Below are 21,484 nucleotides of genomic sequence, written 5' to 3'. Positions count from 1 at the left end.
GGGTGGTTACTTCACCGGGGTGAAGTCCCGCGCCCCGATGAACTCCGGTCGACGTACCGGAGCGGCGAACGGCTCCACCGCCTCGTTCTCCACGCTGTTGAAGACGATGAAGACGTTGCTGCGCGGGAACGGCGTGATGTTGTCGCCGGAACCGTGCATGCAGTTGCAGTCGAACCAGGTCGCCGAGCCGGCCTTGCCGGTGAACAGCTTGATGCCGTACTCGCTCGCCATCTTGGTGAGCGCCTCGTCGGACGGCGTGCCCGCGTCCTGCATCTGCAGCGACTTCTTGTAGTTGTCCTTGGGCGTGGCCCCGGCACAGCCCAGGAACGTCCGGTGCGAGCCCGGCATGATCATGAGCCCGCCGTTGGTGTCGTAGTTCTCGGTCAGCGCGATCGAGACGGACACCGTCCGCATGTTGGGCAGACCGTCCTCGGCGTGCCAGGTCTCGAAGTCCGAGTGCCAGTAGAACCCGCTCGCACCGAAGCCCGGCTTCACGTTGATCCGGGACTGGTGGACGTACACGTCCGAGCCGAGGATCTGCCGGGCGCGCCCGACGACCCGCTCGTCCCGCACCAGGTTCGCGAACAGCTCGCTGATCCGGTGGACCTCGAAGACGGACCGGATCTCCTGCGACCGCGGCTCGACGATCGACCGCTCGTCGGCACGGATCTCCGGGGAGTTGACCAGCCGGTCCAGCTCCTGCCGGTAGACGGCGACCTCTTCGTCGGTGATCAGCTGGTCGACGGCGAGGAAGCCGTCACGCTCGTACGACTGCAGGTCGACCGTCGAGATCGGGCCCGGGGTGTCCGGGGAGCCCCAGACGACCGGGTCCTGGCGCGGGGTCGAGACCTCGGTGGCGCCACGGCTCGGGTACAGGTCGGTGACGGTGGGCACGGTGGTGGTCGTGGTGGTCACTGGTTGTCACACCTCCTCGGGCTCGGTGAGCAGCGGGTAGACGCCGTTCTCGTCGTGGTCCTCCCGTCCGGTCACGGGCGGGTTGAACACGCAGAGGCAGCGGAAGTCCTCCTTGACGCGCAGCGTGTGCCGCTCATGGCCGTCGAGGAGGTACATGGTGCCGGGGGTGATCGTGTACGTCTTCCCGGTCTCGTGGTCGGAGAGCTCGGCCTCACCCTCGACGCAGACGACGGCCTCGATGTGGTTGGCGTACCACATCGACGTCTCCGTGCCGGCGTACAGAATCGTTTCGTGCAGGGAGAAGCCGACACGCTCCTTGGCCAGCACGATGCGCTTGCTCTCCCAGGTACCGGACGCGGCCTTCACATGCCGGTCGGTGCCTTCGATGTCCTTGAACGAACGGACGATCACGGTGGTCCACTTCCTCCTTGCTGGTTCCTGCCGGGTGGTGGTCAGGCGGTTTCGCGGACGGCGCGGGCGAGGACACGCAGGCCCTCGTCGAGCTCCTCCGGCGTGATGGTGAGGGCCGGCAGCAGTTTGACGACCTCGCTCTCCGGACCGGAGGTCTCGATGAGCAGCCCCAGTTCGAAGGCGCGCTTCGCGACCCGGCCCGCACGGTCCTTGGCGTGGAACTCCAGGCCCCAGACCAGGCCCCGGCCGCGGTACTCCTTGACGTCGGCGAGGTTCTCCTCGGTGATGCCGATCAGCGCCTGCTCGACCTGCTCGCCGCGGGCCCGGGTCTGCTTCTCCATCGCCGAACCGTCGGTCCAGTACGTCTCCAGGGCCGCGGTGGCGGTGACGAACGCCGGGTTGTTGCCGCGGAACGTGCCGTTGTGCTCGCCCGGCTCCCAGATGTCCAGCTCGGGCTTGAACAGGCACAGCGACATCGGCAGCCCGTAGCCGCTGATCGACTTCGACACGGTGACGATGTCCGGCACGATCCCGGCCTCCTCGAAGGAGAAGAAGGCGCCGGTACGGCCGCAGCCCATCTGGATGTCGTCGACGATCAGCAGCATGTCCTGCCGCTCGCACAGGTCCTTGAGCGCGCGCAGCCACTCGGGCCGGGCCACGTTGATGCCGCCCTCGCCCTGCACCGTCTCCACGATCACGGCGGCGGGCTTGTTGAGGCCGGACCCCTGGTCCTCGAGCAGCCGCTCGAACCACAGGAAGTCCGGGACCTGGCCGTCGAAGTAGTTGTCGAAGGGCATCGGGGTGCCGTGCACCAGCGGGATGCCCGCGCCGGCCCGCTTGAAGGCGTTGCCGGTGACGGCGAGGGAGCCGAGGGACATGCCGTGGAAGGCGTTGGTGAAGGACACGATCGCCTCGCGCCCCTTCACCTTGCGGGCCAGCTTCAGCGCGGACTCCACGGCGTTGGTGCCGGTCGGGCCCGGGAACATGACCTTGTACGGCAGGTCGCGGGGCCGCAGCACCAGGTTCTGGAAGGACTCCAGGAAGGCGCGCTTGGCGCTGGTGGACATGTCGAGCCCGTGCGTGACGCCGTCGCGTTCCAGGTAGTCGATCAACGCCCGTTTCAGCACGGGGTTGTTGTGGCCGTAGTTGAGGGAGCCGGCGCCGGCGAAGAAGTCGAGGTACTCATGGCCGTCCTCGTCGAACATGCGGCTGCCCTGCGCGCGGTCGAAGACGGTGGGCCAGCCGCGGCAGTAGCTGCGTACCTCGGACTCCACGGTCTGGAAGACGCTGAGGTCGGGCTGGGTGATGGTCACGACGAATCGCTCCTCGGTGCGTGGGGGAGGGGGAGTGCGTGGGGAAGTGTGTGGGGGTTCGGCAGGCGAGGGGGTCAGAAGGTGAGCGGGCCGATCCGGTACAGGACCTCGCTCTCGTGCGGCCCGTCGGGGAACAGGCCGCTGTCGAAGAGCACCTCGCGGGAGACCGTGGCGCCGTGGCGCTCGGCGAAGGAGGTGAACAGCCGCTCGGACGCGGCGTTGTCCGGGGTGATCGTGGTCTCGACCCAGCTGATCCCGCGCTCGGCGCCGAGGCGCGCGGCCAGTGACTCGAGGAGCGCGGCGGCGATCCCCCGGCCGCGGTGGGCCGCGTCGACCGCCACCTGCCAGACGAGCAGGGTGTGCGGCTGCTCCGGCCGTACGTACCCGGTGAGGAATCCGATCGGGCTCCCGTCGGCCCCGCGGGCCACCGCGGACGTGCCGGCGAAGTCGCGACACCACAGCAGATAGCTGTAGGAGGAGTTCAGGTCGAGGGTTTCGGAGTCCTTGGCGATGCGCCAGAGCGCGGCTCCGTCCGCAACCGCCGGGCGGTCGATGAGCAGGTCTGCTTGTGCGGCAGTCATGCAAATTGAATTTACCGGTGGAAATTCAAAAATGCATGGCCGAACGGGGTTACTTCAGTGGGGGTCCTGTGTTATCACGCGGGCGCGGGCATGGGCGCGACCGAGCGGCTATTTGTCCAAGTTCGTCCGTGACAAAACGGGCAAATCGGGAAGGCTGTGCAATGCGTCACAGCCGTGTAACCCGCTTCACAAACCACTGCGTTTACACCCGGGGAAAGCGGGCAGAAGCACCTGGGAAAGCTACCCTGAAATAAGAATTAGCAAATCACCGTGAATTCACGCTCCGGTTGCACCGTCAATACGCTCACGCAGAATGTCCGCGTGACCGTTGTGCCGGGCGTACTCCTCGACCATGTGCATGAGCACCCAGCGCAGACTGACCTCGACGCCCGCCATCGGCCCGTCGGCGATCCTCCCGGTGTCGTCCAGCGACCGCCCGGCGCACACCTCCTGCCCGCGGGCGATCTCACGCCGCCAGGCGGCGAGCGCCTCGTCCAGCCCCCGGCCGGGATCGAGGGCGTACCCGGTCTCCTCCTCGAAGACCGGCGGCACGTCGAGACCGGCGACGACCCGCTGGAACCAGTTCCGCTCCACCTCCGCGAGGTGCTGCACGAGCCCCAGCAGCGTGAGCGACGACGGCTCGGCCGACGCCAGCCGCACCTGCGCGTCGTCCAGCCCCGCGCACTTCAGCTCCAGCGTGGCCCGGTGGAAGGCCAGCCAGCTCTCCAGCATGGGCCGCTCGTCACCGGTCATGAGGGGGACCGGTCGGCCGTCGGGCAGGGTCTGAGGCATGTCCGTGGTCATACGGGGATCATGACACGGGGCTCTGACACCGGCCCTCGTTTCCGGCCGGGACCGGCCTCACCGCCGCCAGGCCTCCTCCACCGCGCGCCGGGCCCCGTCCGGGTCCACGCCCAGTCCCAGTTCGGCAAGTGCGGCGCCCAGTGCGGCCAGGGAGGCCCGCACCGCGTCCACCGTCGCGTCGGGACCGAAATGGTTGACCCGGATCATCTCCTTGGCCAGCGCCCCACCGCCCGCAGCCAGGGGCAGTCCGGGATCGGTCGCCAGGGCGCGGGCGACCACCTCCGAGGCCACCACTCCCGACGGCACCCGCAGCGTGGTCGCCACCGGCGCCGCGTCCCGCTCCTCGTGCACATACGGCTCCAGACCGCCGCCCAGCGCCACCGCCCCGGCCCGTGTGGCCAGCGCCGCGCGCCGGTGCCGCGCCATCACCGTCTCCAGGCCCGCCGTCTCGATCCGCTCCAGGCAGGCCTCCAGGGCGAGCATCTCCAACTGGGCGGGAGCGTGCAGCAGCGCCTTGCGGCCGCCGTCGATCCAGCGCTCCTTCCAGTCGAGCAGCGACAGGTACGAGCGCCGGGGGGCCCGCGGGTTCGCCGCCATCCGCGCCCACGCCCGCTCGCTCACCGACACCGCCGACACACCCGCCGGACCGCCCATCGCCTTCTGCGCCCCGATCACGCACAGGTCCACGCCCCACGCGTCCGGCAGCACCGGCTCGGCGCCCACCGAGGCGACCGCGTCCAGATAGAACAGGGCGCCCTGCTCCCGTACCGCCTCGCCGATCTCCGCGACCGGGTTGGTGTTGCCGGTGGCCGCCTCCGCGTGCACGAGCGACACGAAGTCGATCTCCGGGTGCTCCGTGAAGGCCGCCCGGATCTGCGCCGCCGTGACCGCCGTGTGGAAGGGCACCGCCAGGTCGTGCACCGTGGCGCCGCAGTCCCGCAGCCAGTTCCCGAACGTCTGTCCGTACGGGCCGGTGATGACGTTCAGCGCGATCGTGCCCGGTCCGGCCGCCGCCCGGATCGCCCCCTCCAGCGGCAGCAGCGCCTCACCCTGCATGATCACGACGTCCTGCCGGGTGTCGAGCAGCCGTGCCACCCGGTCCTCGATCGAGGCGAACCGCGCGGCGCTCAGCGGGGGGAGATCGAGGAAGGCGTGGGTCACGGTGATGCTCTCTTCGCTCACGGGGAACAGGTGAAGTCGAGCGTAACCAACCGAAGTCGGTCGCCCTCGACCGGTTACTTCTCAGGTCGGACGACCTTGTAGCCATCGGATTGGTTTGAGAAACCCAAAGATTTCCTTATTATCGGAACCCAAAGTTCCCTCACAGGGAGGCCCCCCGTGCACACCACCTCCGGGCGCCGGACCCGCGTCCTGGCCGCCACCACCGCGACGGCCGGCCTGGTGCTCGTGGCTGCCGCCGCCTCCGGCTGCACCTCCACCGGCAACGGCGGCAGCGGCTCGAAGACCGCCGCCGGCGGGGTCAAGGTCGTCAAGGCGGGACAGCTCACCACCTGCACCCACCTGCCGTACCCGCCCTTCCAGTCGGAGATCGACGGCAAGGTCCAGGGCTTCGACGTCTCGCTCATCGACCTGGTGGCCAAGGACCTCGGAGTGAAGCAGGCCATCGTCGACACGCCCTTCGAGAACTTCAAGACGGGCGCCTTCCTCAACTCCGGCCAGTGCGACCTGGCCGCGGCCGGCATGACCATCACCGCCGAGCGCAAGAAGAACGTCGACTTCTCCGACCCGTACTTCAACGCCACCCAGGCCGTCCTCGTCGACAAGAAGAGCGGCATCAACTCGCTCGCCGACGTCAAGGCCAAGGGAAAGAAGCTCGGCGCCCAGGCGCAGACCACCGGCGAGGACTACGTGAAGAAGCAGGGCTACGACCCGGTCTCCTTCGAGTCCTCCGACGCGGTCCTCAACGGCCTGCGCACCGGCCAGGTCCAGGCCGTCGTCATCGACTACCCCGTGGTCCAGGGCTGGCTCAAGGACAAGGCCAACGCCGCCCGCTTCAAGGTGGTCGACAACATCAACACCGGCGAGCAGTACGGCTTCACGGTGAAGAAGGGCAACACCAAGCTCCGCGCCGCCATCAACAAGGCGCTCGCCGACGCCAAGGCCGACGGCACGTACAAGAAGCTGTACGAGAAGTGGATCGGCCCGTATGACACCGCCGCGGCCTCCCCCTCCGCCTCATGACCGGCATCGCCGACGCCGAGGTGCGGCCCAGGAAGAAAGGCCTGTCCCGCCGCCAGAAGCGCAGGCTGTCGCGGGGCGTCCAGTACGCCGTGTTCGTCGCCGCCCTGATCGCCTTCGCGGTCACGGCCGACTGGGGACAGCTCCAGAACCAGTTCGCGCAGGCCCACATCGCCCGGGAGATGTTCCCGGACGTCATCACGCTGGCGCTGAAGAACACCGTCCTGTACACCGTGTCCGGCTTCGTCGTCGGCCTGGTGCTCGGCATGGTCATCGCGCTGATGCGGCTGTCGTCCGTGGGGCCCTACCGCTGGCTCGCCGGCATCTACATCGAGATCTTCCGCGGCCTGCCCGCCCTGCTGATCTTCATCTTCATCGGCGTGGCCGTGCCCCTGGCCTTCCCCGGCACCGAGATCATCGGGGGCACCTACGGCAAGGTGGCCCTCGCTCTCGGCCTGGTGGCGGCCGCGTACATGGCCGAGACGATCCGCGCCGGCATCCAGGCCGTGCCCAAGGGCCAGATGGAGGCGGCCCGTTCGCTGGGCTTCTCGCCCGCCCGGGCCATGGCCTCGATCATCGTCCCGCAGGCCTTCCGGATCATCCTCCCGCCGCTCACCAACGAGTTCGTCCAGCTCTTCAAGGACTCCTCACTGGTGCTGTTCCTCGGTGTCACCCTGGAGGAACGCGAACTCTCCAAGTTCGGCCGCGACCTGGCGAGCACCACCGCCAACTCCACGCCGATCCTCGTCGCCGGCCTGTGCTACCTGCTGGTCACGATCCCGCTCGGCTTCGTCGTCCGCCGTATGGAGGCCAAGGCCCAGGAGGCCGTCAAGTGAGCACCCCCGAGGTCCGCATCCAGGACCTGCACAAGTCCTTCGGCGACAACCACGTGCTGCGCGGCATCGACCTGGAGATCCGCCAGGGCGAGGTGGTCTGTGTCATCGGCCCCTCCGGCTCCGGCAAGTCCACGCTGCTGCGCTGCGTCAACCTCCTCGAGGAACCCACCAAGGGCCGGGTCCACGTCGGCGGCGTCGAACTGACCGACCCCGACGTCGACATCGACGCCGCCCGCCGCCGCATCGGCATGGTCTTCCAGCAGTTCAACCTCTTCCCGCACCTTAACGTGACCGAGAACCTCACCCTCCCGCAGCGCCGGGTGCTCGGCCGGGACAAGGCGACGGCCGCGCGGGTGGCCGACGAGAACCTGCGGCGGGTGGGCCTGTCGGAGAAGGCGGACGCCTACCCCTCCGCCCTCTCCGGCGGCCAGCAGCAGCGGGTGGCCATCGCCCGCGCGCTGGCCATGGGCCCCGAGGTGATGCTCTTCGACGAGCCGACCTCCGCGCTCGACCCGGAGCTGGTGGGCGACGTCCTGGCCGTGATGCGGATGCTCGCGCACGAGGGCATGACCATGATCGTCGTCACCCACGAGATGACCTTCGCCCGCGAGGTGGCCGACCGGGTCGTCTTCATGGACGGCGGCGTCATCGTCGAGGACGGCACGCCGGACCAGGTCATCGGCGCCCCCGCCCACGACCGCACCCGCCACTTCCTCTCCCGCCTCCTGGACCCGGCGAGGGCCGAGGTGGAGGAGGAGACCGCGGACCAGGTGGGCGGGAGCAGCCAGTAGCTCACTAAGGTGCCGTACATGAGCGATCAAGCGGTGCTGCACGTGAAGGGCCGGATCCTCGTGGGCCCGGACGAGGTCCGCGACGAACTGTGGGTCGTGGACGGCCGGATCTCCTACGACCGCCCCGTCGGTGCCCGCGAGGTGACGACCGTGGAGGGCTGGGCGCTGCCCGGCCTCGTCGACGCCCACTGCCACGTCGGTCTCGGCGCACACGGCCCGGTCGACAAGGACGTGGCCGAACAGCAGGCCCTGACCGACCGCGAGGCCGGCACCCTGCTGATCCGCGACGCCGGCTCGCCCTCCGACACCCGCTGGATCGACGACCGCGACGACCTCCCGAAGATCATCCGGGCCGGTCGGCACATCGCCCGCACCCGCCGCTACATCCGGAACTACGCCCACGAGATCGAGCCGGACGACCTCGTCGCGTACGTCGCCCAGGAGGCCCGGCGCGGCGACGGCTGGGTCAAACTGGTCGGCGACTGGATCGACCGCGACCTCGGCGACCTGGCCGCGTGCTGGCCGCATGAGGCGGCCGAGGCGGCCATCACCGAGGCCCACCGCCTCGGCGCCCGCGTGACCGCCCACTGCTTCGCCGAGGACTCCCTGCGCGACCTGGTCGAGGCCGGCATCGACTGCATCGAGCACGCGACGGGCCTGACCGAGGACCTGATCCCCCTCTTCGCCTCCCGGGGCGTCGCGATCGTCCCCACCCTCGTCAACATCGCCACCTTCCCCCGGCTCGCCGACGGTGGCGAGTCCAGGTTCCCGCGCTGGTCCGCCCACATGCGCCGCCTCCACGAGCGTCGCTACGACACCGTGCGAGCCGCCTACGACGCCGGAATCCCGGTGTACGTCGGCACGGACGCCGGAGGCTCACTCGCCCACGGCCTGGTCGCCGACGAGGTGGCCGAACTGGTCACCGCCGGCATCCCCCCGACCGAAGCCCTCTCCGCGACCGCCTGGTCCGCCCGCGACTGGCTCGGCCGCCCCGGCCTGGACGAGGGTGCCCCGGCGGACCTGGTGGTGTACGAGGCGGACCCGAGGGCGGACGTGCGGGTACTGGCGGCGCCGCGACGGGTGGTACTGAACGGGGCGGTGGTGGAGTAGCGCAGGCGGAAGTCCCAGGGGGCGGGTGCGCAGCCCTGCGGGGGTGCAGGGGGCGGAGCCCCCGCCGGGGTCCGGGGCGGAGCCCCAGGTGGGGGCACTCCTCGATCGGCTGTCACGGGTGGGTGGGTGGAAACCCCGGGGTCCAGGGGCGGAGCCCCCGCCGGGGTCCAGGGGCGGAGCCCCAGCTACCCCAGCGCGGAAGACAGCGCACGCAGGAACCCGTCCACCGTCCCCCGGTCCCGCACAGCGACCCGCACCCACTCCTCCCCGAGCCCGGGAAACGTGTCCCCCCGCCGCACCGCGTACCCCAGCTCCCGCAGCCGCCCCCGCACCGCCCCCGCCCCCGGCATCCGCACCAGGATGAACGGCCCCTCCGCAGGGGACACCACCCGCACGCCCAGCCCGGCGAACGCCGACAGCCCCGCCACCAGATGGGCCCGGTCGGACGCCACCCGGTGGGCCGCGTGGGCCGCCTCCGCCAGCGCCCGGGGTGCGACGCACGCCGCCGCCGCGGCCAGCGCCGGAGTGGACACCGGCCACAGCGGCTGGGCCCGCTCCAGCTCCCCGATCGTCTCCGGCGCGGCCAGCACGTAGCCGATCCGCAGCCCGGCCAGCCCCCACGTCTTGGTCAGGCTCCGCAGCACCACCAGCCCGGGCACATCCATCCGCCCGGCCAGAGCCTCCCGCTCACCCGGCACCGCGTCCATGAACGCCTCGTCGACCACCAGCACCCGCCCGGGCCGGGCGAGGGAGGCGATCACCTCGGCCGGATGCAGCACCGACGTCGGATTCGTCGGATTGCCGATCACCACCAGGTCGGCGTCCTGAGGCACCCGCGCCGGATCCAGCCGGAACCCGTCCGCCTCCCGCAGCAGCACCCGGTCCACGCTGTGCCCCGCGTCCCGCAGCGCCGCCTCCGGCTCGGTGAACTGCGGATGCACGACCACCGGCCGACACACCTTCAGCGCCCGCGCCAGCAGCACGAACGCCTCCGCCGCCCCCGCCGTCAGCAGCACCCGCTCCACCGGCAGCCCGTGCCGTGCCGCCACCGCGGCCCGCGCGGCCCGCCCGTCCGGGTAGGCGGCGAGCGAGGCCAGCGACCCGGCGATGTGCTCCCGCAGCCACGCGGGCGGGGTGTCCGCACGGACGTTGACGGCGAGGTCGACCAGCGCGGCCCCGTCGTCACGGACCTCGGCGTCCCCGTGGTGGCGCAGATCGTGCTGCCCCGTGACGGTGTCCTCAGTGCGCATGGCTGTGTGCGTGCCCCCCGTGATGGTGATGCCCGTGTCCGTGGCCGTCCTCGTCGTCGTCCGGGTGGAAGTGCGGCTGCTGGGGCAGACCCACCTTGTCCTCGAAGCCGGGCAGCGCGATGCGGTACACGCACGAGTCGCAGTTCATCCTGAGGTCGCCCTTGACGGCCTCCGCGTACCGCTCCATCACCAGGTCGAGCAGCTCCGGTTCGGGCCCGATGACGTCCGCCGACCGCACCTCGACCTCGGGGTGCGCCGCGGCCCAGCCCTCGGTCTGCTGCCGTACCCGGTCGGGCAGGATCCCGGTGAACAGGAAGTACGGCAGGACCACGATCCGCCGGGCCCCCAGCCGAGCGCACCGGTCGAGGCCGCTCGGCACGTCCGGTGCCGCCAGCGACACGAACGCCGTCTCCACACCGGCGTACCCGCGCCCCTCCCACAGCAGCCGGGCGGCCTTGTGCACCTCGGCGTTGGCGTCCGGGTCGGTCGAGCCGCGCCCGACGAGCAGCACGGTCACGTCGGCCCGGTCCTCCGGACTGCGCACCGAGGAGCCGAGCGCCTCGTCCAGCCGTCGCTCCAGCACGTTCAGCAGCGCCGGGTGCGGCCCGAGCGGACGGCCGTAGGTGTAGGAGATGCCGGGGTGCCGTTCCTTCTCGCGGGCCAGCGCGGCCGGTATGTCGCCCTTGGCGTGCCCGGCGGACACCAGCATCAGCGGCACGGCGGCGAAACGGCGTACGCCCTTCTCCACCAGTTCGGTGACCGCATCGCCCAGCGGCGGCGGGGACAGTTCGATGAAGCCGCCCGCGACGGGCAGTTCGGGGTGGCGGCGGCCCAGCTCCCGGACGAAGTCGCGGAACGCCTCGGCTCCGGCGTCGTCCCGGGTGCCATGGCCGGCGATGAGCAGGGCGGGCGGGGTGGTCACGGCTTCTCCTCGGTGGGAACGGGGTGGTACAGCAGGGCGTTGAGCGCGGCGGCGGCGACCGCCGAACCGCCCTTCTCGGACACGTTGCTCACGGCGGGCAGCCCGCTCTCGCGGAGCGCGGCCTTGGACTCGGCCGCGCCGACGAACCCGACGGGCAGACCGATGACGAGCGCGGGGTCGGCGTCCAGCGTCAGCAGTTCCTCCAGGGCGGTCGGCGCATTGCCGATCACCCACAGGGCCCCCGGGCCGACCTGCTCGTACGCGAGCCGGATCGCGTGCGCCGAACGCGTCAGCCCGGGGCCGGACTCCGCGTCCTTGAGGCGGCAGACGGTCTCCCGCCGGGTGATCCCGGCCGCGACCATCTCGACGTCCACGACCACCGGCGCCCCGGCGTGCAGCGCGGCGTGCGCCTTCTCCAGGTCGCCCTCGTCCATGACGAGGTCGGTGGCGTACTCCAGGTCGGCGGCGGAGTGGATGACCCGCTCCACGACGGCCCGGGTCAGCGGCGGGAAGTGCGAGGTGTCCAGGCGGGCACGCAGCCGCCGGTAGGACTCCACCTCGATGGGGTGGACCACACGATTCACCGGTCGCCCTCCTGCCAGCGGTAGCCGCGCGGTGTCACCATGCGGCCCGCGATCTCACGGGTCGCCGTGTTGCCCACGGTGACGACCGTCATCATGTCGACCGTCGCCGGGTCCAGCGCGGCCAGGCTCGTCAGCCGGCTGGACTCGTCCGGCCGCGAGGCGTTGCGTACGACACCGACGGGCGTCGTCGGCTCCCGGTGTTCGGCGAGGACGGCGAGCGCCTTGGGGAGCTGCCAGTCGCGGCCCCGGGAACGGGGGTTGTAGAAGGTGACGACGAGGTCCGCCTCGGCCGCCGCCCGTACCCGCCGCTCGATGACCTCCCACGGCGTGTGCAGGTCGGACAGGCTGATCGACACGTGGTCGTGGCCGAGCGGCGCGCCGAGGATCGCCCCGGCCGCGAGCGCGGCCGTGACGCCGGGGACCCCGACCACGTCGATGTCCTCGGAGGCCTCGGCGAGCGCCGGGGACGCCATGGCGTACACGCCCGCGTCGCCGCTGCCGATCAGCGCGACCGCGTGCCCGGCGCGGGCCTCGGCGACCGCCGTACGGGCCCGCTCCTCCTCCGCGCCGAGCCCCGACTCCAGGATCCGGGTGCCGGGCCGCAGCAGATCGCGGATCTGGTCGACGTACTGGTCGAGTCCGACGAGCACGGAAGCCCGCCGCAGTTCCGCCTCGGCGCGCGGGGTGAGCAGGTCCCGGGCGCCCGGCCCGAGCCCGACCACCGCGAGCCGCCCGCGCCCCGGCCGCCGTACGACGGCACAGGTCGCCATCGCGGGGCTCGCCGCCGACTTCCGCTTGGGTACGAGGAGTTCGCCGCCCCGGAGCAGCGCGGCGGCCTCGGCGACGGACGGCGTGCCGACCGCCGCGAGGGGCGCGTCCGAGGGGTTGGGCACCTCGACGCCCGCCAGCTCCTCGGCGGAGTACGTCACCAGCGGAACCCCGAGCCGCCCGGCGGCGGCCACGATCCCGGGCTCCTCCGCCTTGGCGTCGACGGTGGCGAGCTCGGCGACGGACCTGGCGGACAGCCCGGCGTCCCGCAGCGCGGCCTCGACCAGCCCGAGCACCTCCTCGGCCGGCGCGCCCCTGGAGGCGCCGACGCCGACCACCAGGGACGGCGGCCGCAACAGCACCTCACGCTCGCCCGCCTCGACGTCCCGGTCGGTCAGCCGGATGGTGTACGCCCCTTCCGCCGCCGTCGGCAGCGGGGGCAACGGCCACACCGACTCGGCCTCCAGGGCCACCGGTTCACCGTCCAGCAGGGCCCGCGAGACGGCCGCGACGGAGCCCTCCACCGGAAACCCGAGCGTGTCGAGGCCCGGCAGTCCGACGGAGTCCGTCGCGGTGGTCACCACCGGCTCGGCGCCCAGCAACCCGCCCACCTCACGGGCCAGTTCGTTCGCCCCGCCGCCGTGCCCGCCGACCAGCGACACGGCGAACCGCCCGCCCTCGTCGACGCACACCACACCGGGATCGGACTCCTTGTCCGCGAGCAGCGGCGCCACGAGCCGCACCACGGCCCCCGTGGCCAGGAAACACACGAGCTGCTCGCATTCCGCGAACGCGGCCCGTACGGCGTCCCCGACGGGACCCTCGTACACGCGCGTACGGTCCGGCCACGCGGCGGCCAGCCGGTCGCGCGCGACGGTTCCGGCCGCGGTGGTCGAAATCAGAGCAATCACCGGGTGCCCCCGAAAGGTGACTGGTAGAGTCGCGAATCGCTGAGCGAGAACCAAGCCAGCACTGCAGTAACCTCCAACAACTTCATAAACCGGGCTGGTTTCAACCCGGCTGGTGCCGATCGCGTCAGACTCGGCCGCTCATCGAGCCGACGAGCAGCGTGAGCCAGGAATCTCCTCCTTTGCGGGGGGAGAGGATTCAATGAGCAACTCCTTCGTGCAGGAGGCCGGGGGCTCTGACCCCCCACAGCAGGAAAACGGGATTGGTAGCCGCCAGCCGGGTCACGTCACCCGGCAGCGGCGCCAGCCGCGACGACTGCAACAGCACCCCGTCGCAAGTGAACCCGGCCCCGGTGAGCGCGGCCCGGGCCGCCGGGACCCGGTCCAGGGCCGCCATCGCGACGACCACGGTGCGCCGGGCCCGCCGCGCGCACTCCCCGACGATGCCGGGCAGCTCGCGCCCGCCGCCGCCGACGAACACGGCGTCGGGATCGTCGAGTCCGGCCAGCGCCCCGGGTGCCGTGCCGTGGACCACGTGCACGTCCACGCCGTGCGCGGCGGCGTTGGCGCGGATCCTGGCCACCCCGTCCGGGGCCCGCTCCACCGCGCTGACGGCGGCACCGAGCCGCGCGCACTCCACGGCGACGGACCCGGACCCGGAGCCCACGTCCCACACCAGCTCGCCGGGACGCGGTCCGAGCCGGGCCAGGGCCAGCGCCCGCACCTCGAACTTGGTGATCATCGAGTCGCGGTGGGCGAAGTCGCCCTCGTCCAGCGCCCACCCGGCAGCGGCCGGGCCGGCCGGGCCGGCGAGCGTCCGCATGGGACCGGGCGTCCGCGTCTCGTCCAGGCACAGCACGACGCTCACCGCCGTGCCCCAGTCGCGTTCCGCGGCCTCCGCCGGCGCCACCCGCTCGATACGTTCGTCCGCCGAGCCCAGCGCCGAGGCGACGACGAGGACCCGGTCGGGGGCGCTGCGGGCGAGCGCGGCGCCCAGCTCGGCGGGTCCGGCGCCCGGCCCGGTCAGCACCGCGACCTTGGGATGCGCACGGCACACGTGCACGGCCGTCCGCGGCTTCCGCCCGTGCGCGCTGACCACCACCGCGTCGTCCCAGGTCAGTCCGAGACGGGCGAAGGCGGCCGCGACGGACGACACCCCCGGCCGCACGTCCAGCAGCTCGGACCCGAACCGTTCGGCCAGCGCCCGCACGATCCCGAAGAACCCGGGATCACCCGAGGCCAGCACGACCACGCGCCGGTCCTTGCCGACGTACTCCCCGATGGTGTCCAGGGCGGGTGCCAGCGGGCCGAGCACGATCCGCTCGGCGGCCTCGGGCAGCGCCACCGCGCCCAGGTGCCGCCGCCCGCCCACGACGAGCTCGGCCCCCGCCACCACCTCGGCGTCGACCGGCGCCCCGGTTCCCGTACCGACGACCGTGATCACGTACTCGCCCCTCGCTCGCGCAGGGCCTTGCGGGCCGCGGGGTCGGCCTTGCGGAAGCCGTGGAAGTGACCGGGGTGGTACAGGTGCGAGCGGGTGCCCTCGGCGTCCAGGGCCGGGCCGACCAGGAACAGCGTGTGCTTCCAGAGCTTGTGCTCCTTGACGGTCTCCTCCAGCGTGCCGACCGTGCACCGCACGACCAGCTCCTCCGGCCAGGTCGCCTGGTAGGCGACGACGACCGGGGTGTCCGTCGGATAGCCGCCCTCCAGCAGCTCCCGCACGAGCTGCCCGCTGCGGGCGGCGGACAGGAAGATCGCCATCGTGGTGCCGTGCCGGGCGAACTCGCGTACCTCCTCACCGGGCGGCATCGGCGTCTTGCCACCGCCCAGCCGGGTGAGGACGACCGACTGCGCCACCTCGGGAATGGTCAGCTCCCGCTGCGCGAGGGCGGCCACGGCGGAGAAGGCGGAGACCCCGGGCACGACCTCCGTCGCGATCCCGATCCGGGCACACCGGTCGAGCTGCTCCTGCGTGCCGCCCCACAGGGCCGGGTCGCCGGAGTGGATCCTGGCCACCTGCAGGCCTTCCCGGTGGGCCCGCTCGTACACGGTGACGACGTCCTCCAGGGACATCGTCGCCGAGTCCAGGATCTCCGCGTCCGCACGCGCGTGCTCGAGAACCTCCGCCTGGACCAGGCTGGCCGCCCAGATCACCACGTCGGCCTCCGCGATGGCGCGCGCGGCACGGAACGTCAGCAGGTCGGCGGCGCCGGGGCCGGCCCCGACGAAGGTCACCTTGCCGGTGGGGGCATCGGCCATGAGAATCTGTCCTTCCCTACAAGTCCTACGAGCAAAGTCCTGTGAGTACGGCGGCTACGGCCGTGTGTGCGTGAGCGCGGGTCGATCGGATAGCAAGAGCACATGGCGGTCTTCGTCGCGCTGGGCGCGTTCCTGATGACGCTGGCCGGAGGGTGGACGGCACAACGCGTGACCGACCGCCGCCACCTGGTCCTGGGCCTCGCCGGAGGCCTGATGCTGGGCGTGGTCGGCCTCGACCTGCTGCCGGAGGCGCTGCACGCGGCCGGCCGCGAGGTGTTCGGCGTGCCGGCGGCCCTGCTGCTGTTCGTGGCCGGTTTCCTCCTGGCCCACCTGGTGGAACGCACGCTGGCCGCCCGGCAGGCCGCGCACGGCGGTGCCGAGGGACACAACCACCGCGCGCCCGAGGTGGGTCTCGCGGCCGCGGGCGCGATGGTCGGCCACAGTGCCATGGACGGTGTCGCGATCGGCGCGGCCTTCCAGGTGGGCGGCGGCATGGGCGCGGCGGTCGCGCTCGCCGTCATCGCCCACGACTTCGCGGACGGCTTCAACACCTTCACCATCACCAGCCTGTACGGCAACGAGCGCCGCAAGGCCGTCGCGATGCTCGTCGCCGACGCCTGTGCGCCCGTGCTGGGCGCCGCCTCGGCCGTGTTCTTCACCATCCCGGAGGCGTTCCTCGGCGGCTATCTCGGCCTGTTCGGCGGCGCGCTGCTCTACCTCGCCGCCGCGGAGATCCTCCCCGAGGCCCACCACGAGCACCCCGCCCACTCCACCCTGCTGTGCACGGTGGCCGGGGTGGCGTTCATCTGGCTCGTGGTCGGCCTCTCCGGCTGACAAGCGGGGCGCTCTCACAGCTTCCCGCCCCGTCCGCCGTCGCGCCGCGCGGGCGCGATCAGCGTGGAGAGGTACGGCAGCGGCTCACCGCCGAGCTCGGCGGCCGGCCGGATGGACTCGCTCTCCAGCCCGAGCGCCGACCCCCACACGGCGTCCCCGAGCCTTCCGGTCTCCCGCAGCGCCTCAACGACCTCGGCGGCCTGCCGCCCGAACTTGTACGCCACGACCGTCCCGGGCCCGGCCAGGGCCTCCTTGAGCACGGCCGAACCGGCGGTGACCGGCACCAGCGTCAGCGGCTCCGTGCCCTCGGTGAGCACGGCACCCGAGCGCGCCGCGAGATCCTGCATGGCGGTGATCCCGGGCACGGTCTCCACCACCGTCCCCGGCACCAGCTCCGCGACGGTCTGGGCGAGATAGGTGAAGGTGGAGTACACGTTGGGGTCCCCGATGGTCGCGAACGCCACCGACCCGCGCTCCCGCAGCAGCCCGGCGACCCGCTCGCCGGCCGCGTCCCAGGCCGCCTCCCGCCGTCCCCGGTCGGTCCGCTCGTTGAGCGCGAACACGACCCGCACGACCTTCTCCTCGGGCACGTAGTGCAACACGGTCGCCTCGGCCCGCCCGCGTTCCAGGGTGTCCATCACCGGTACGACGACGACATCGGCGGCACGCAGGGCGCCCACGCCCTTGACGGTCACCAGCTCCGGATCACCGGGGCCCACCCCGACTCCGACCAGCCTGCTGCTCATGACGTCCGGCACCTCTCCACGAACCGACGGGCCACACCGGGCGCGGACGCCCAGTGCGTGTGCAGATAACTCGCGTGCACGCCCTGCTGTACAAAACCCTCGACGCGCCGCTCGGCGCCGCGCACCCCCCACGCGGGCTCCGCCCCCGCCCCCGGCTCGACGACCGTCCGGTGGAACTCGTGCCCACGCATCCGGGTCCCGGCGCCGACGAGCACACTGTCGCTCACGGCGACGGCGTCCCGGTACCCGAGAGTCAGCCGCTCGCTCATCCGGGCGGACGCGTCCACCACCCCGCACATGGGCCGCCCGTCGAGCTCCCGGCAGAGATAGAGCAGCCCCGCACACTCGGCGGCCACGGGAGCCCCGGTCTCCGCGAGGGCTGCGACGGCCTTGCGCAGGGGTTCGTTGGCGGACAGCTCGGCGGCGTACACCTCCGGGAACCCACCGCCGATGACCAACCCTCGGGTACCGTCCGGCAGTTGCTCATCACGGAGAGGATCGAAGGGGACGACTTCGGCTCCGGCGGCGGTGAGCAGCTCACTGTGCTCCGCGTAGGAGAAGGTGAACGCGGGGCCTCCGGCCAGGGCGACGGTCACCTTCGAGCGCCGGTCGGCATCACTCAGCCCGTCCGGGGGTGCCCCCTCTGGGGGAGTTTGAGGACGAGGCCGTCCAGGCCGATCGGGGGTCCAGGGGGCGGAGCCCCCGGTGGGGTGCAGGGGCGAAGCCCCGCGAGGGGTCCAGGGGGCGGAGCCCCCTGGCGGGGTCGAAGGGGCGGAGCCCCTGGAGGACGGGAAGGGCAGGGGCGGCGGGGACGAGACACCCACAGCCTCGGCCGCATCCCAAGCCGCACCCGACAAGGCTCCCGCACTGCGCGCCAGCCCGACCAACGCCTCCAGATCACACCCGCCGGAGACCTGCGAAGCCATCGCCGCAACAGCCCCCACCGCCGAAGCCCGCCGCTCGGCGACCGGCACCAGCCCCAGATGCCGCGACGGCGTCTCCACCTGAGCCACCCGCCGCAACACCCCCAGCACGGGCACCCCGGCGGAATCCAGCGCCTCCCGCAGAAGCGCCTCATGCCGGTCGGACGCGACCTTGTTGAGGATCACGCCCCCGACCCGCACCTCCGGATCCCAGGAAGCGAACCCGTGCACCAGCGCCGCCACCGACCGCGACTGCGACGACGCGTCCACGACCAGCACCACCGGCGCCCGCAGCAGCTTCGCCACCTGCGCGGTGGACGCCAGTTCACCCTCCCCGGCGGCGCCGTCGTACAGCCCCATCACACCCTCGACGACGGCGATGTCACACCCGCGCGCCCCGTGCAGGAACAGCGGGCCGACCAGCTCGGGTCCGCACAGGTACGCGTCGAGGTTGCGCCCCACCCGCCCGGTCGCGAGCGCGTGGTACCCGGGGTCGATGTAGTCGGGCCCGACCTTGTGCGGGGAGACGGCCAGCCCCCGCCCGGTCAGCGCGGCCATCAGCCCCGTGGCAACGGTGGTCTTGCCGCTGCCGGAGGCCGGCGCGGCGATGACCAGCCGAGGCACGGATGTCACCACTCGATGCCCCTCTGCCCCTTCTGCCCGACGTCCATGGGGTGCTTCACCTTGGACATGTCGGTGACGAGGTCGGCGAAGTCGACGAGCTTCTCCGGCGCGTTCCGCCCGGTGATGACCACATGCTGGGTGCCGGGCCGGTTCCGGAGCACGTCGACGACCTCGTCCGTGTCCACCCACCCCCAGTGCATCGGGTACGCGAACTCGTCGAGCACGTACAGCTTGTACGTCTCGGCGGCGAGGTCCCGCTTGACCTGCTCCCAGCCCTCCCGGGCCTTCTCCTCGTTGTCCATCTGATCGTCGCGCTGGACCCAGGACCAGCCCTCGCCCATCTTGTGCCAGTCGACGGTGCCACCCTCGCCGGAGGCGCCGAGCACCCGCAGCGCGTTCTCCTCGCCGACCTTCCACTTGGCCGACTTGACGAACTGGAACACCCCGATCGGCCAGCCCTGGTTCCAGGCGCGCAGCGCGAGCCCGAACGCGGCGGTCGACTTGCCCTTGCCGATGCCCGTGTGGACGACGACCAGCGGACGGTTGCGCCGCTGCCGGGTCGTCAGCCCGTCGTCCGGCACCACACTCGGCTGTCCCTGAGGCATTACGCGGCCCTCCTCTGTACGTCCTTCACCAGTCCGGCGATCGAATCCGCCCGCAGTTCGTCCAGCGTCACCGCCGTGCCCCCCAGTTCACCGGCGAGCTGTCCCGCGAGCCCCAGCCGTACGGGCCCCGACTCGCAGTCCACGACCACCGACGCGATGCCCTCGGCGGCGAACAGCCGGGCCGCCCGCCCGGCGAGCGCGACCGGCTCAGGCCCACCGGTGGCCCGCCCGTCGGTCACCACCACGACCAGCGCCCGCCGCGCCGGATCCCGCAGCCGCTCGACCCGCAGCACCTCGTGGGCACGCAGCAGCCCCGCGGCCAGTGGCGTCCGACCGCCGGTCGGCAGCGACTCCAGCCGGGCCGCCGCCGTGTCCACGGAGGACGTCGGCGGCAGGGCGACCTGGGCGTCCTTCCCCCGGAAGGTCACCAGGCCCACCTTGTCCCGCCGCTGGTAGGCGTCGAGGAGCAGGGACAGCACGGCGCCCTTCACGGCGCTCATCCGCTGCCGTGCCGCCATCGACCCGGAGGCGTCCACCACGAACAGCACGAGGTTCCCCTCACGCCCCTCCCGGGTGGCCTGCCGCAGATCGTCCCGGCGCACGACCAGTCCCGGCCCGGACCGCCCGCGTGCCCGCTGGTGCGGGGCGGCGGCCTGCACGGTGGCCGCCAGGTGCAGCTTGGTCAGCGTGCCCTGCGGGCGCCGGGCCCCGGTGGTGCGGCCGTGCTCGGTCCGCGCCCGGGAACGCCGGCCGGCGGCACCCTCGCCGATGCCGGGGACGCTGAGCACCTTGGCGCGGAAGGGCTCGGCGGCCCGGGCGGGGGCCTGTTCGCCCGCCCCGGCGCCGGAAGGCTGCGGCTCCCCGCCCTCACCGGCCTCGGGGCTCGCGCCGGTGTCCCCGCCCTGCGGGTCGCCGTCACCCTGCGGGGGCTGCCCGCCACCGCCGCCGGGGCCGTCGGGGTCGGGATCCTCGTCGTCCTCGCCGGAGAACTCCTCCAGGGTCTGGTCCAGCTTGTCCTCGTCCAGCCCCGGCGCGTCGAAGGGGTTGCGCCTGCGGCGGTGCGGCAGCGCGAGCAGCGCGGCCTGCCGCACGTCCTCGGCGAGCACGTCGGTCCGCCCGGCCCAGGCGGCCAGCGCGGTCGCGGTACGGGCCATCACGATGTCGGCCCGCATGCCGTCCACCTCGAAGGCCGCACAGGTCGCGGCGATCTGCCGCAGCGCCCCGTCGCCGAGCCGCACCGACGGCAGCAGTTCCCGCGCCGCCACGATCCGCGCCCGTACGGCGGCCTCCTCCTCGGCCCAGCGGGCGGCGAAGCCGGCGGGATCGTCGTCGTACGCCAGTCGCCGCCGCACGACCTCCACCCGCTGCTCCGGCTCCCGCGAGGCCGCGACCTCCACGGTCAGCCCGAACCGGTCGAGGAGCTGCGGCCGCAGCTCGCCCTCCTCGGGGTTCATGGTGCCGACGAGCAGGAACTTGGCCGCGTGCCGTACGGAGACGCCCTCGCGCTCCACGTAGGAGGCGCCCATCGCGGCGGCGTCCAGCAGCAGGTCGACCAGGTGGTCGTGGAGGAGGTTGACCTCGTCGACGTACAGGATCCCCCGGTGCGCGTCGGCGAGCAGACCGGGCTCGAACGCCTTCACGCCCTCCGCGAGCGCCCGCTCGATGTCGAGCGCCCCGACCAGCCGGTCCTCGGAGGCGCCGACGGGCAGCTCGACCATCCGGGCCGGCCGGGACTCGAACGCCCCCGGTGCGTGCGGCCCGTCCGGGCAGGCGGGGTCGGGGGAGCCGGGGTCGCAGGAGAACCGGCATCCGGAGACGACGTCCACCTGAGGCATCAGCGAAGCCAGCGCACGCACCGCGGTGCTCTTCGCAGTCCCCTTCTCACCCCGCACCAGGACGCCGCCCACGGCGGGGCTCACCGCGTTGAGGAGCAGCGCCAGGCGCAGATCGTCCTGCCCGACGACGGCAGTGAAGGGAAAGGGCGTGCTCATGCCTGGATCACTCCTTCGAGTGGCTGGTGTCCGAGTCGGCCGCGTGCCGGGCACACGGCTGTCAACGTGTCGCTCGGATCCCCGCCGACGCGGGGATGGTCCGGGCACTG

Annotated in this window: 21 protein-coding genes; 5 read left to right on the top strand and 16 right to left on the bottom strand. The window is 72.4% G+C overall.

What is annotated here, in order from left to right:
* Nucleotides 1-6 precede the first annotated feature (6 nt).
* From thpD to ACFY0F_RS36510, 6 genes are all read right to left on the bottom strand, one after another.
* Nucleotides 7-915 carry an ectoine hydroxylase gene (thpD, locus tag ACFY0F_RS36535; protein WP_388804555.1) on the bottom strand — a complete coding sequence of 303 codons (909 nt, stop codon included), beginning with the start codon at nucleotides 913-915 and terminating at the stop codon, nucleotides 7-9.
* A gap of 6 nt (nucleotides 916-921) precedes the next feature.
* On the bottom strand, nucleotides 922-1,326 hold the full coding sequence (locus ACFY0F_RS36530; protein WP_388804552.1) for an ectoine synthase: 405 nt from the start codon (nucleotides 1,324-1,326) through the stop codon (nucleotides 922-924).
* 41 nt (nucleotides 1,327-1,367) lie between these two features.
* The gene (ectB, locus tag ACFY0F_RS36525) at nucleotides 1,368-2,639 is read right to left on the bottom strand and encodes a diaminobutyrate--2-oxoglutarate transaminase (protein WP_388804550.1); all 1,272 of its coding nucleotides are present in this window, start codon (nucleotides 2,637-2,639) and stop codon (nucleotides 1,368-1,370) included.
* Nucleotides 2,640-2,713: 74 nt separating this feature from the next.
* Nucleotides 2,714-3,220: a diaminobutyrate acetyltransferase gene (ectA, locus tag ACFY0F_RS36520; RefSeq protein ID WP_388804547.1), complete on the bottom strand. Its 507-nt coding sequence runs from the start codon at nucleotides 3,218-3,220 to the stop codon at nucleotides 2,714-2,716.
* Between the two features lie 276 nt (nucleotides 3,221-3,496).
* The gene (locus tag ACFY0F_RS36515; protein WP_388804544.1) at nucleotides 3,497-4,024 is read right to left on the bottom strand and encodes a DinB family protein; all 528 of its coding nucleotides are present in this window, start codon (nucleotides 4,022-4,024) and stop codon (nucleotides 3,497-3,499) included.
* Nucleotides 4,025-4,081: 57 nt separating this feature from the next.
* The gene (locus ACFY0F_RS36510) at nucleotides 4,082-5,185 is read right to left on the bottom strand and encodes a pyridoxal-phosphate-dependent aminotransferase family protein (RefSeq protein WP_388804595.1); all 1,104 of its coding nucleotides are present in this window, start codon (nucleotides 5,183-5,185) and stop codon (nucleotides 4,082-4,084) included.
* Between the two features lie 177 nt (nucleotides 5,186-5,362).
* On the opposite strand from ACFY0F_RS36510, the gene ACFY0F_RS36505 reads away from it, so the two are divergent.
* Genes ACFY0F_RS36505 through ACFY0F_RS36490 form a run of 4 tightly spaced genes read left to right on the top strand, consistent with a single transcriptional unit; the run spans nucleotide 5,363 to nucleotide 8,960 of the window.
* Nucleotides 5,363-6,226 (top strand): transporter substrate-binding domain-containing protein, encoded by an 864-nt coding sequence (locus tag ACFY0F_RS36505; RefSeq protein WP_388804541.1) that lies wholly within the window; start codon nucleotides 5,363-5,365, stop codon nucleotides 6,224-6,226.
* Nucleotides 6,223-7,059, top strand: a complete 837-nt coding sequence (locus tag ACFY0F_RS36500; protein ID WP_388804538.1) for an amino acid ABC transporter permease — start codon at nucleotides 6,223-6,225, stop codon at nucleotides 7,057-7,059. Before ACFY0F_RS36505 ends, ACFY0F_RS36500 begins: the two co-directional genes overlap by 4 nt.
* Nucleotides 7,056-7,850: an amino acid ABC transporter ATP-binding protein gene (locus ACFY0F_RS36495; protein ID WP_388804536.1), complete on the top strand. Its 795-nt coding sequence runs from the start codon at nucleotides 7,056-7,058 to the stop codon at nucleotides 7,848-7,850. Before ACFY0F_RS36500 ends, ACFY0F_RS36495 begins: the two co-directional genes overlap by 4 nt.
* Nucleotides 7,851-7,868: 18 nt before the next feature.
* On the top strand, nucleotides 7,869-8,960 hold the full coding sequence (locus ACFY0F_RS36490; protein WP_388804533.1) for an amidohydrolase family protein: 1,092 nt from the start codon (nucleotides 7,869-7,871) through the stop codon (nucleotides 8,958-8,960).
* Between the two features lie 185 nt (nucleotides 8,961-9,145).
* Here ACFY0F_RS36490 and cobC read toward each other — a convergent pair whose 3' ends face one another.
* From cobC to cobM, 6 genes are all read right to left on the bottom strand, one after another.
* Nucleotides 9,146-10,210: an Rv2231c family pyridoxal phosphate-dependent protein CobC gene (cobC, locus tag ACFY0F_RS36485; RefSeq protein ID WP_388804530.1), complete on the bottom strand. Its 1,065-nt coding sequence runs from the start codon at nucleotides 10,208-10,210 to the stop codon at nucleotides 9,146-9,148.
* Nucleotides 10,200-11,132 (bottom strand): sirohydrochlorin chelatase, encoded by a 933-nt coding sequence (locus ACFY0F_RS36480; protein WP_388804527.1) that lies wholly within the window; start codon nucleotides 11,130-11,132, stop codon nucleotides 10,200-10,202. The genes cobC and ACFY0F_RS36480 overlap by 11 nt, the downstream gene beginning before the upstream one ends.
* Nucleotides 11,129-11,716, bottom strand: coding sequence for a precorrin-8X methylmutase (locus ACFY0F_RS36475; protein WP_388804524.1), 588 nt, complete (start codon nucleotides 11,714-11,716; stop codon nucleotides 11,129-11,131). Before ACFY0F_RS36475 ends, ACFY0F_RS36480 begins: the two co-directional genes overlap by 4 nt.
* Nucleotides 11,713-13,395 carry a precorrin-3B C(17)-methyltransferase gene (cobJ, locus tag ACFY0F_RS36470; protein ID WP_388804521.1) on the bottom strand — a complete coding sequence of 561 codons (1,683 nt, stop codon included), beginning with the start codon at nucleotides 13,393-13,395 and terminating at the stop codon, nucleotides 11,713-11,715. The genes ACFY0F_RS36475 and cobJ overlap by 4 nt, the downstream gene beginning before the upstream one ends.
* Nucleotides 13,396-13,591: 196 nt before the next feature.
* A complete protein-coding gene (cbiE, locus tag ACFY0F_RS36465) occupies nucleotides 13,592-14,836 on the bottom strand; it encodes a precorrin-6y C5,15-methyltransferase (decarboxylating) subunit CbiE (protein ID WP_388804518.1) in 1,245 nt (414 codons plus the stop codon).
* Complete coding sequence (gene cobM / locus ACFY0F_RS36460; protein ID WP_388804516.1) at nucleotides 14,833-15,651, bottom strand: precorrin-4 C(11)-methyltransferase; 819 nt, start codon at nucleotides 15,649-15,651, stop codon at nucleotides 14,833-14,835. Before cobM ends, cbiE begins: the two co-directional genes overlap by 4 nt.
* A 102-nt stretch (nucleotides 15,652-15,753) precedes the next feature.
* Between cobM and ACFY0F_RS36455 the strand changes: the two genes are divergently transcribed.
* Nucleotides 15,754-16,485 (top strand): ZIP family metal transporter, encoded by a 732-nt coding sequence (locus tag ACFY0F_RS36455; RefSeq protein WP_388804513.1) that lies wholly within the window; start codon nucleotides 15,754-15,756, stop codon nucleotides 16,483-16,485.
* A 14-nt stretch (nucleotides 16,486-16,499) separates the two neighbouring features.
* Here the strand turns inward: ACFY0F_RS36455 and cobI are convergent, their stop codons facing one another.
* Genes cobI through ACFY0F_RS36435 form a run of 4 tightly spaced genes read right to left on the bottom strand, consistent with a single transcriptional unit; the run spans nucleotide 16,500 to nucleotide 21,374 of the window.
* Entirely contained in the window at nucleotides 16,500-17,231 is a 732-nt protein-coding gene (gene cobI, locus ACFY0F_RS36450; protein WP_388804511.1) for a precorrin-2 C(20)-methyltransferase, read from the bottom strand.
* Nucleotides 17,228-18,790, bottom strand: a complete 1,563-nt coding sequence (locus ACFY0F_RS36445) for a cobyrinate a,c-diamide synthase (RefSeq protein WP_388804509.1) — start codon at nucleotides 18,788-18,790, stop codon at nucleotides 17,228-17,230. Before ACFY0F_RS36445 ends, cobI begins: the two co-directional genes overlap by 4 nt.
* Nucleotides 18,784-19,383 carry a cob(I)yrinic acid a,c-diamide adenosyltransferase gene (cobO, locus tag ACFY0F_RS36440; protein WP_388804506.1) on the bottom strand — a complete coding sequence of 200 codons (600 nt, stop codon included), beginning with the start codon at nucleotides 19,381-19,383 and terminating at the stop codon, nucleotides 18,784-18,786. The genes ACFY0F_RS36445 and cobO overlap by 7 nt, the downstream gene beginning before the upstream one ends.
* Complete coding sequence (locus tag ACFY0F_RS36435; protein WP_388804504.1) at nucleotides 19,383-21,374, bottom strand: putative cobaltochelatase; 1,992 nt, start codon at nucleotides 21,372-21,374, stop codon at nucleotides 19,383-19,385. The genes cobO and ACFY0F_RS36435 overlap by 1 nt, the downstream gene beginning before the upstream one ends.
* Between the last annotated feature and the right edge of the window lie 110 nt (nucleotides 21,375-21,484).

Source organism: Streptomyces sp. NPDC001544 (assembly GCF_042894285.1).
Classification (GTDB): Bacteria; Actinomycetota; Actinomycetes; order Streptomycetales; family Streptomycetaceae; genus Streptomyces.
The sequence above is the reverse complement of the archived record's forward strand: the minus strand, read 5'-3'. Positions and strand labels throughout refer to the sequence as shown.

Coding starts and splice junctions, on each gene's coding strand:
- ectA (WP_388804547.1), bottom strand. CDS start 3,220: ATGACTGCCGCACAAGCAGACCTGCTCATCGACCGCCCGGCGGTTGCG.
- ACFY0F_RS36515 (WP_388804544.1), bottom strand. CDS start 4,024: ATGACCACGGACATGCCTCAGACCCTGCCCGACGGCCGACCGGTCCCC.
- ACFY0F_RS36500 (WP_388804538.1), top strand. CDS start 6,223: ATGACCGGCATCGCCGACGCCGAGGTGCGGCCCAGGAAGAAAGGCCTG.
- ACFY0F_RS36490 (WP_388804533.1), top strand. CDS start 7,869: ATGAGCGATCAAGCGGTGCTGCACGTGAAGGGCCGGATCCTCGTGGGC.
- cobC (WP_388804530.1), bottom strand. CDS start 10,210: ATGCGCACTGAGGACACCGTCACGGGGCAGCACGATCTGCGCCACCAC.
- cobM (WP_388804516.1), bottom strand. CDS start 15,651: ATGGCCGATGCCCCCACCGGCAAGGTGACCTTCGTCGGGGCCGGCCCC.
- ACFY0F_RS36455 (WP_388804513.1), top strand. CDS start 15,754: ATGGCGGTCTTCGTCGCGCTGGGCGCGTTCCTGATGACGCTGGCCGGA.
- cobI (WP_388804511.1), bottom strand. CDS start 17,231: ATGAGCAGCAGGCTGGTCGGAGTCGGGGTGGGCCCCGGTGATCCGGAG.
- cobO (WP_388804506.1), bottom strand. CDS start 19,383: ATGCCTCAGGGACAGCCGAGTGTGGTGCCGGACGACGGGCTGACGACC.
- ACFY0F_RS36435 (WP_388804504.1), bottom strand. CDS start 21,374: ATGAGCACGCCCTTTCCCTTCACTGCCGTCGTCGGGCAGGACGATCTG.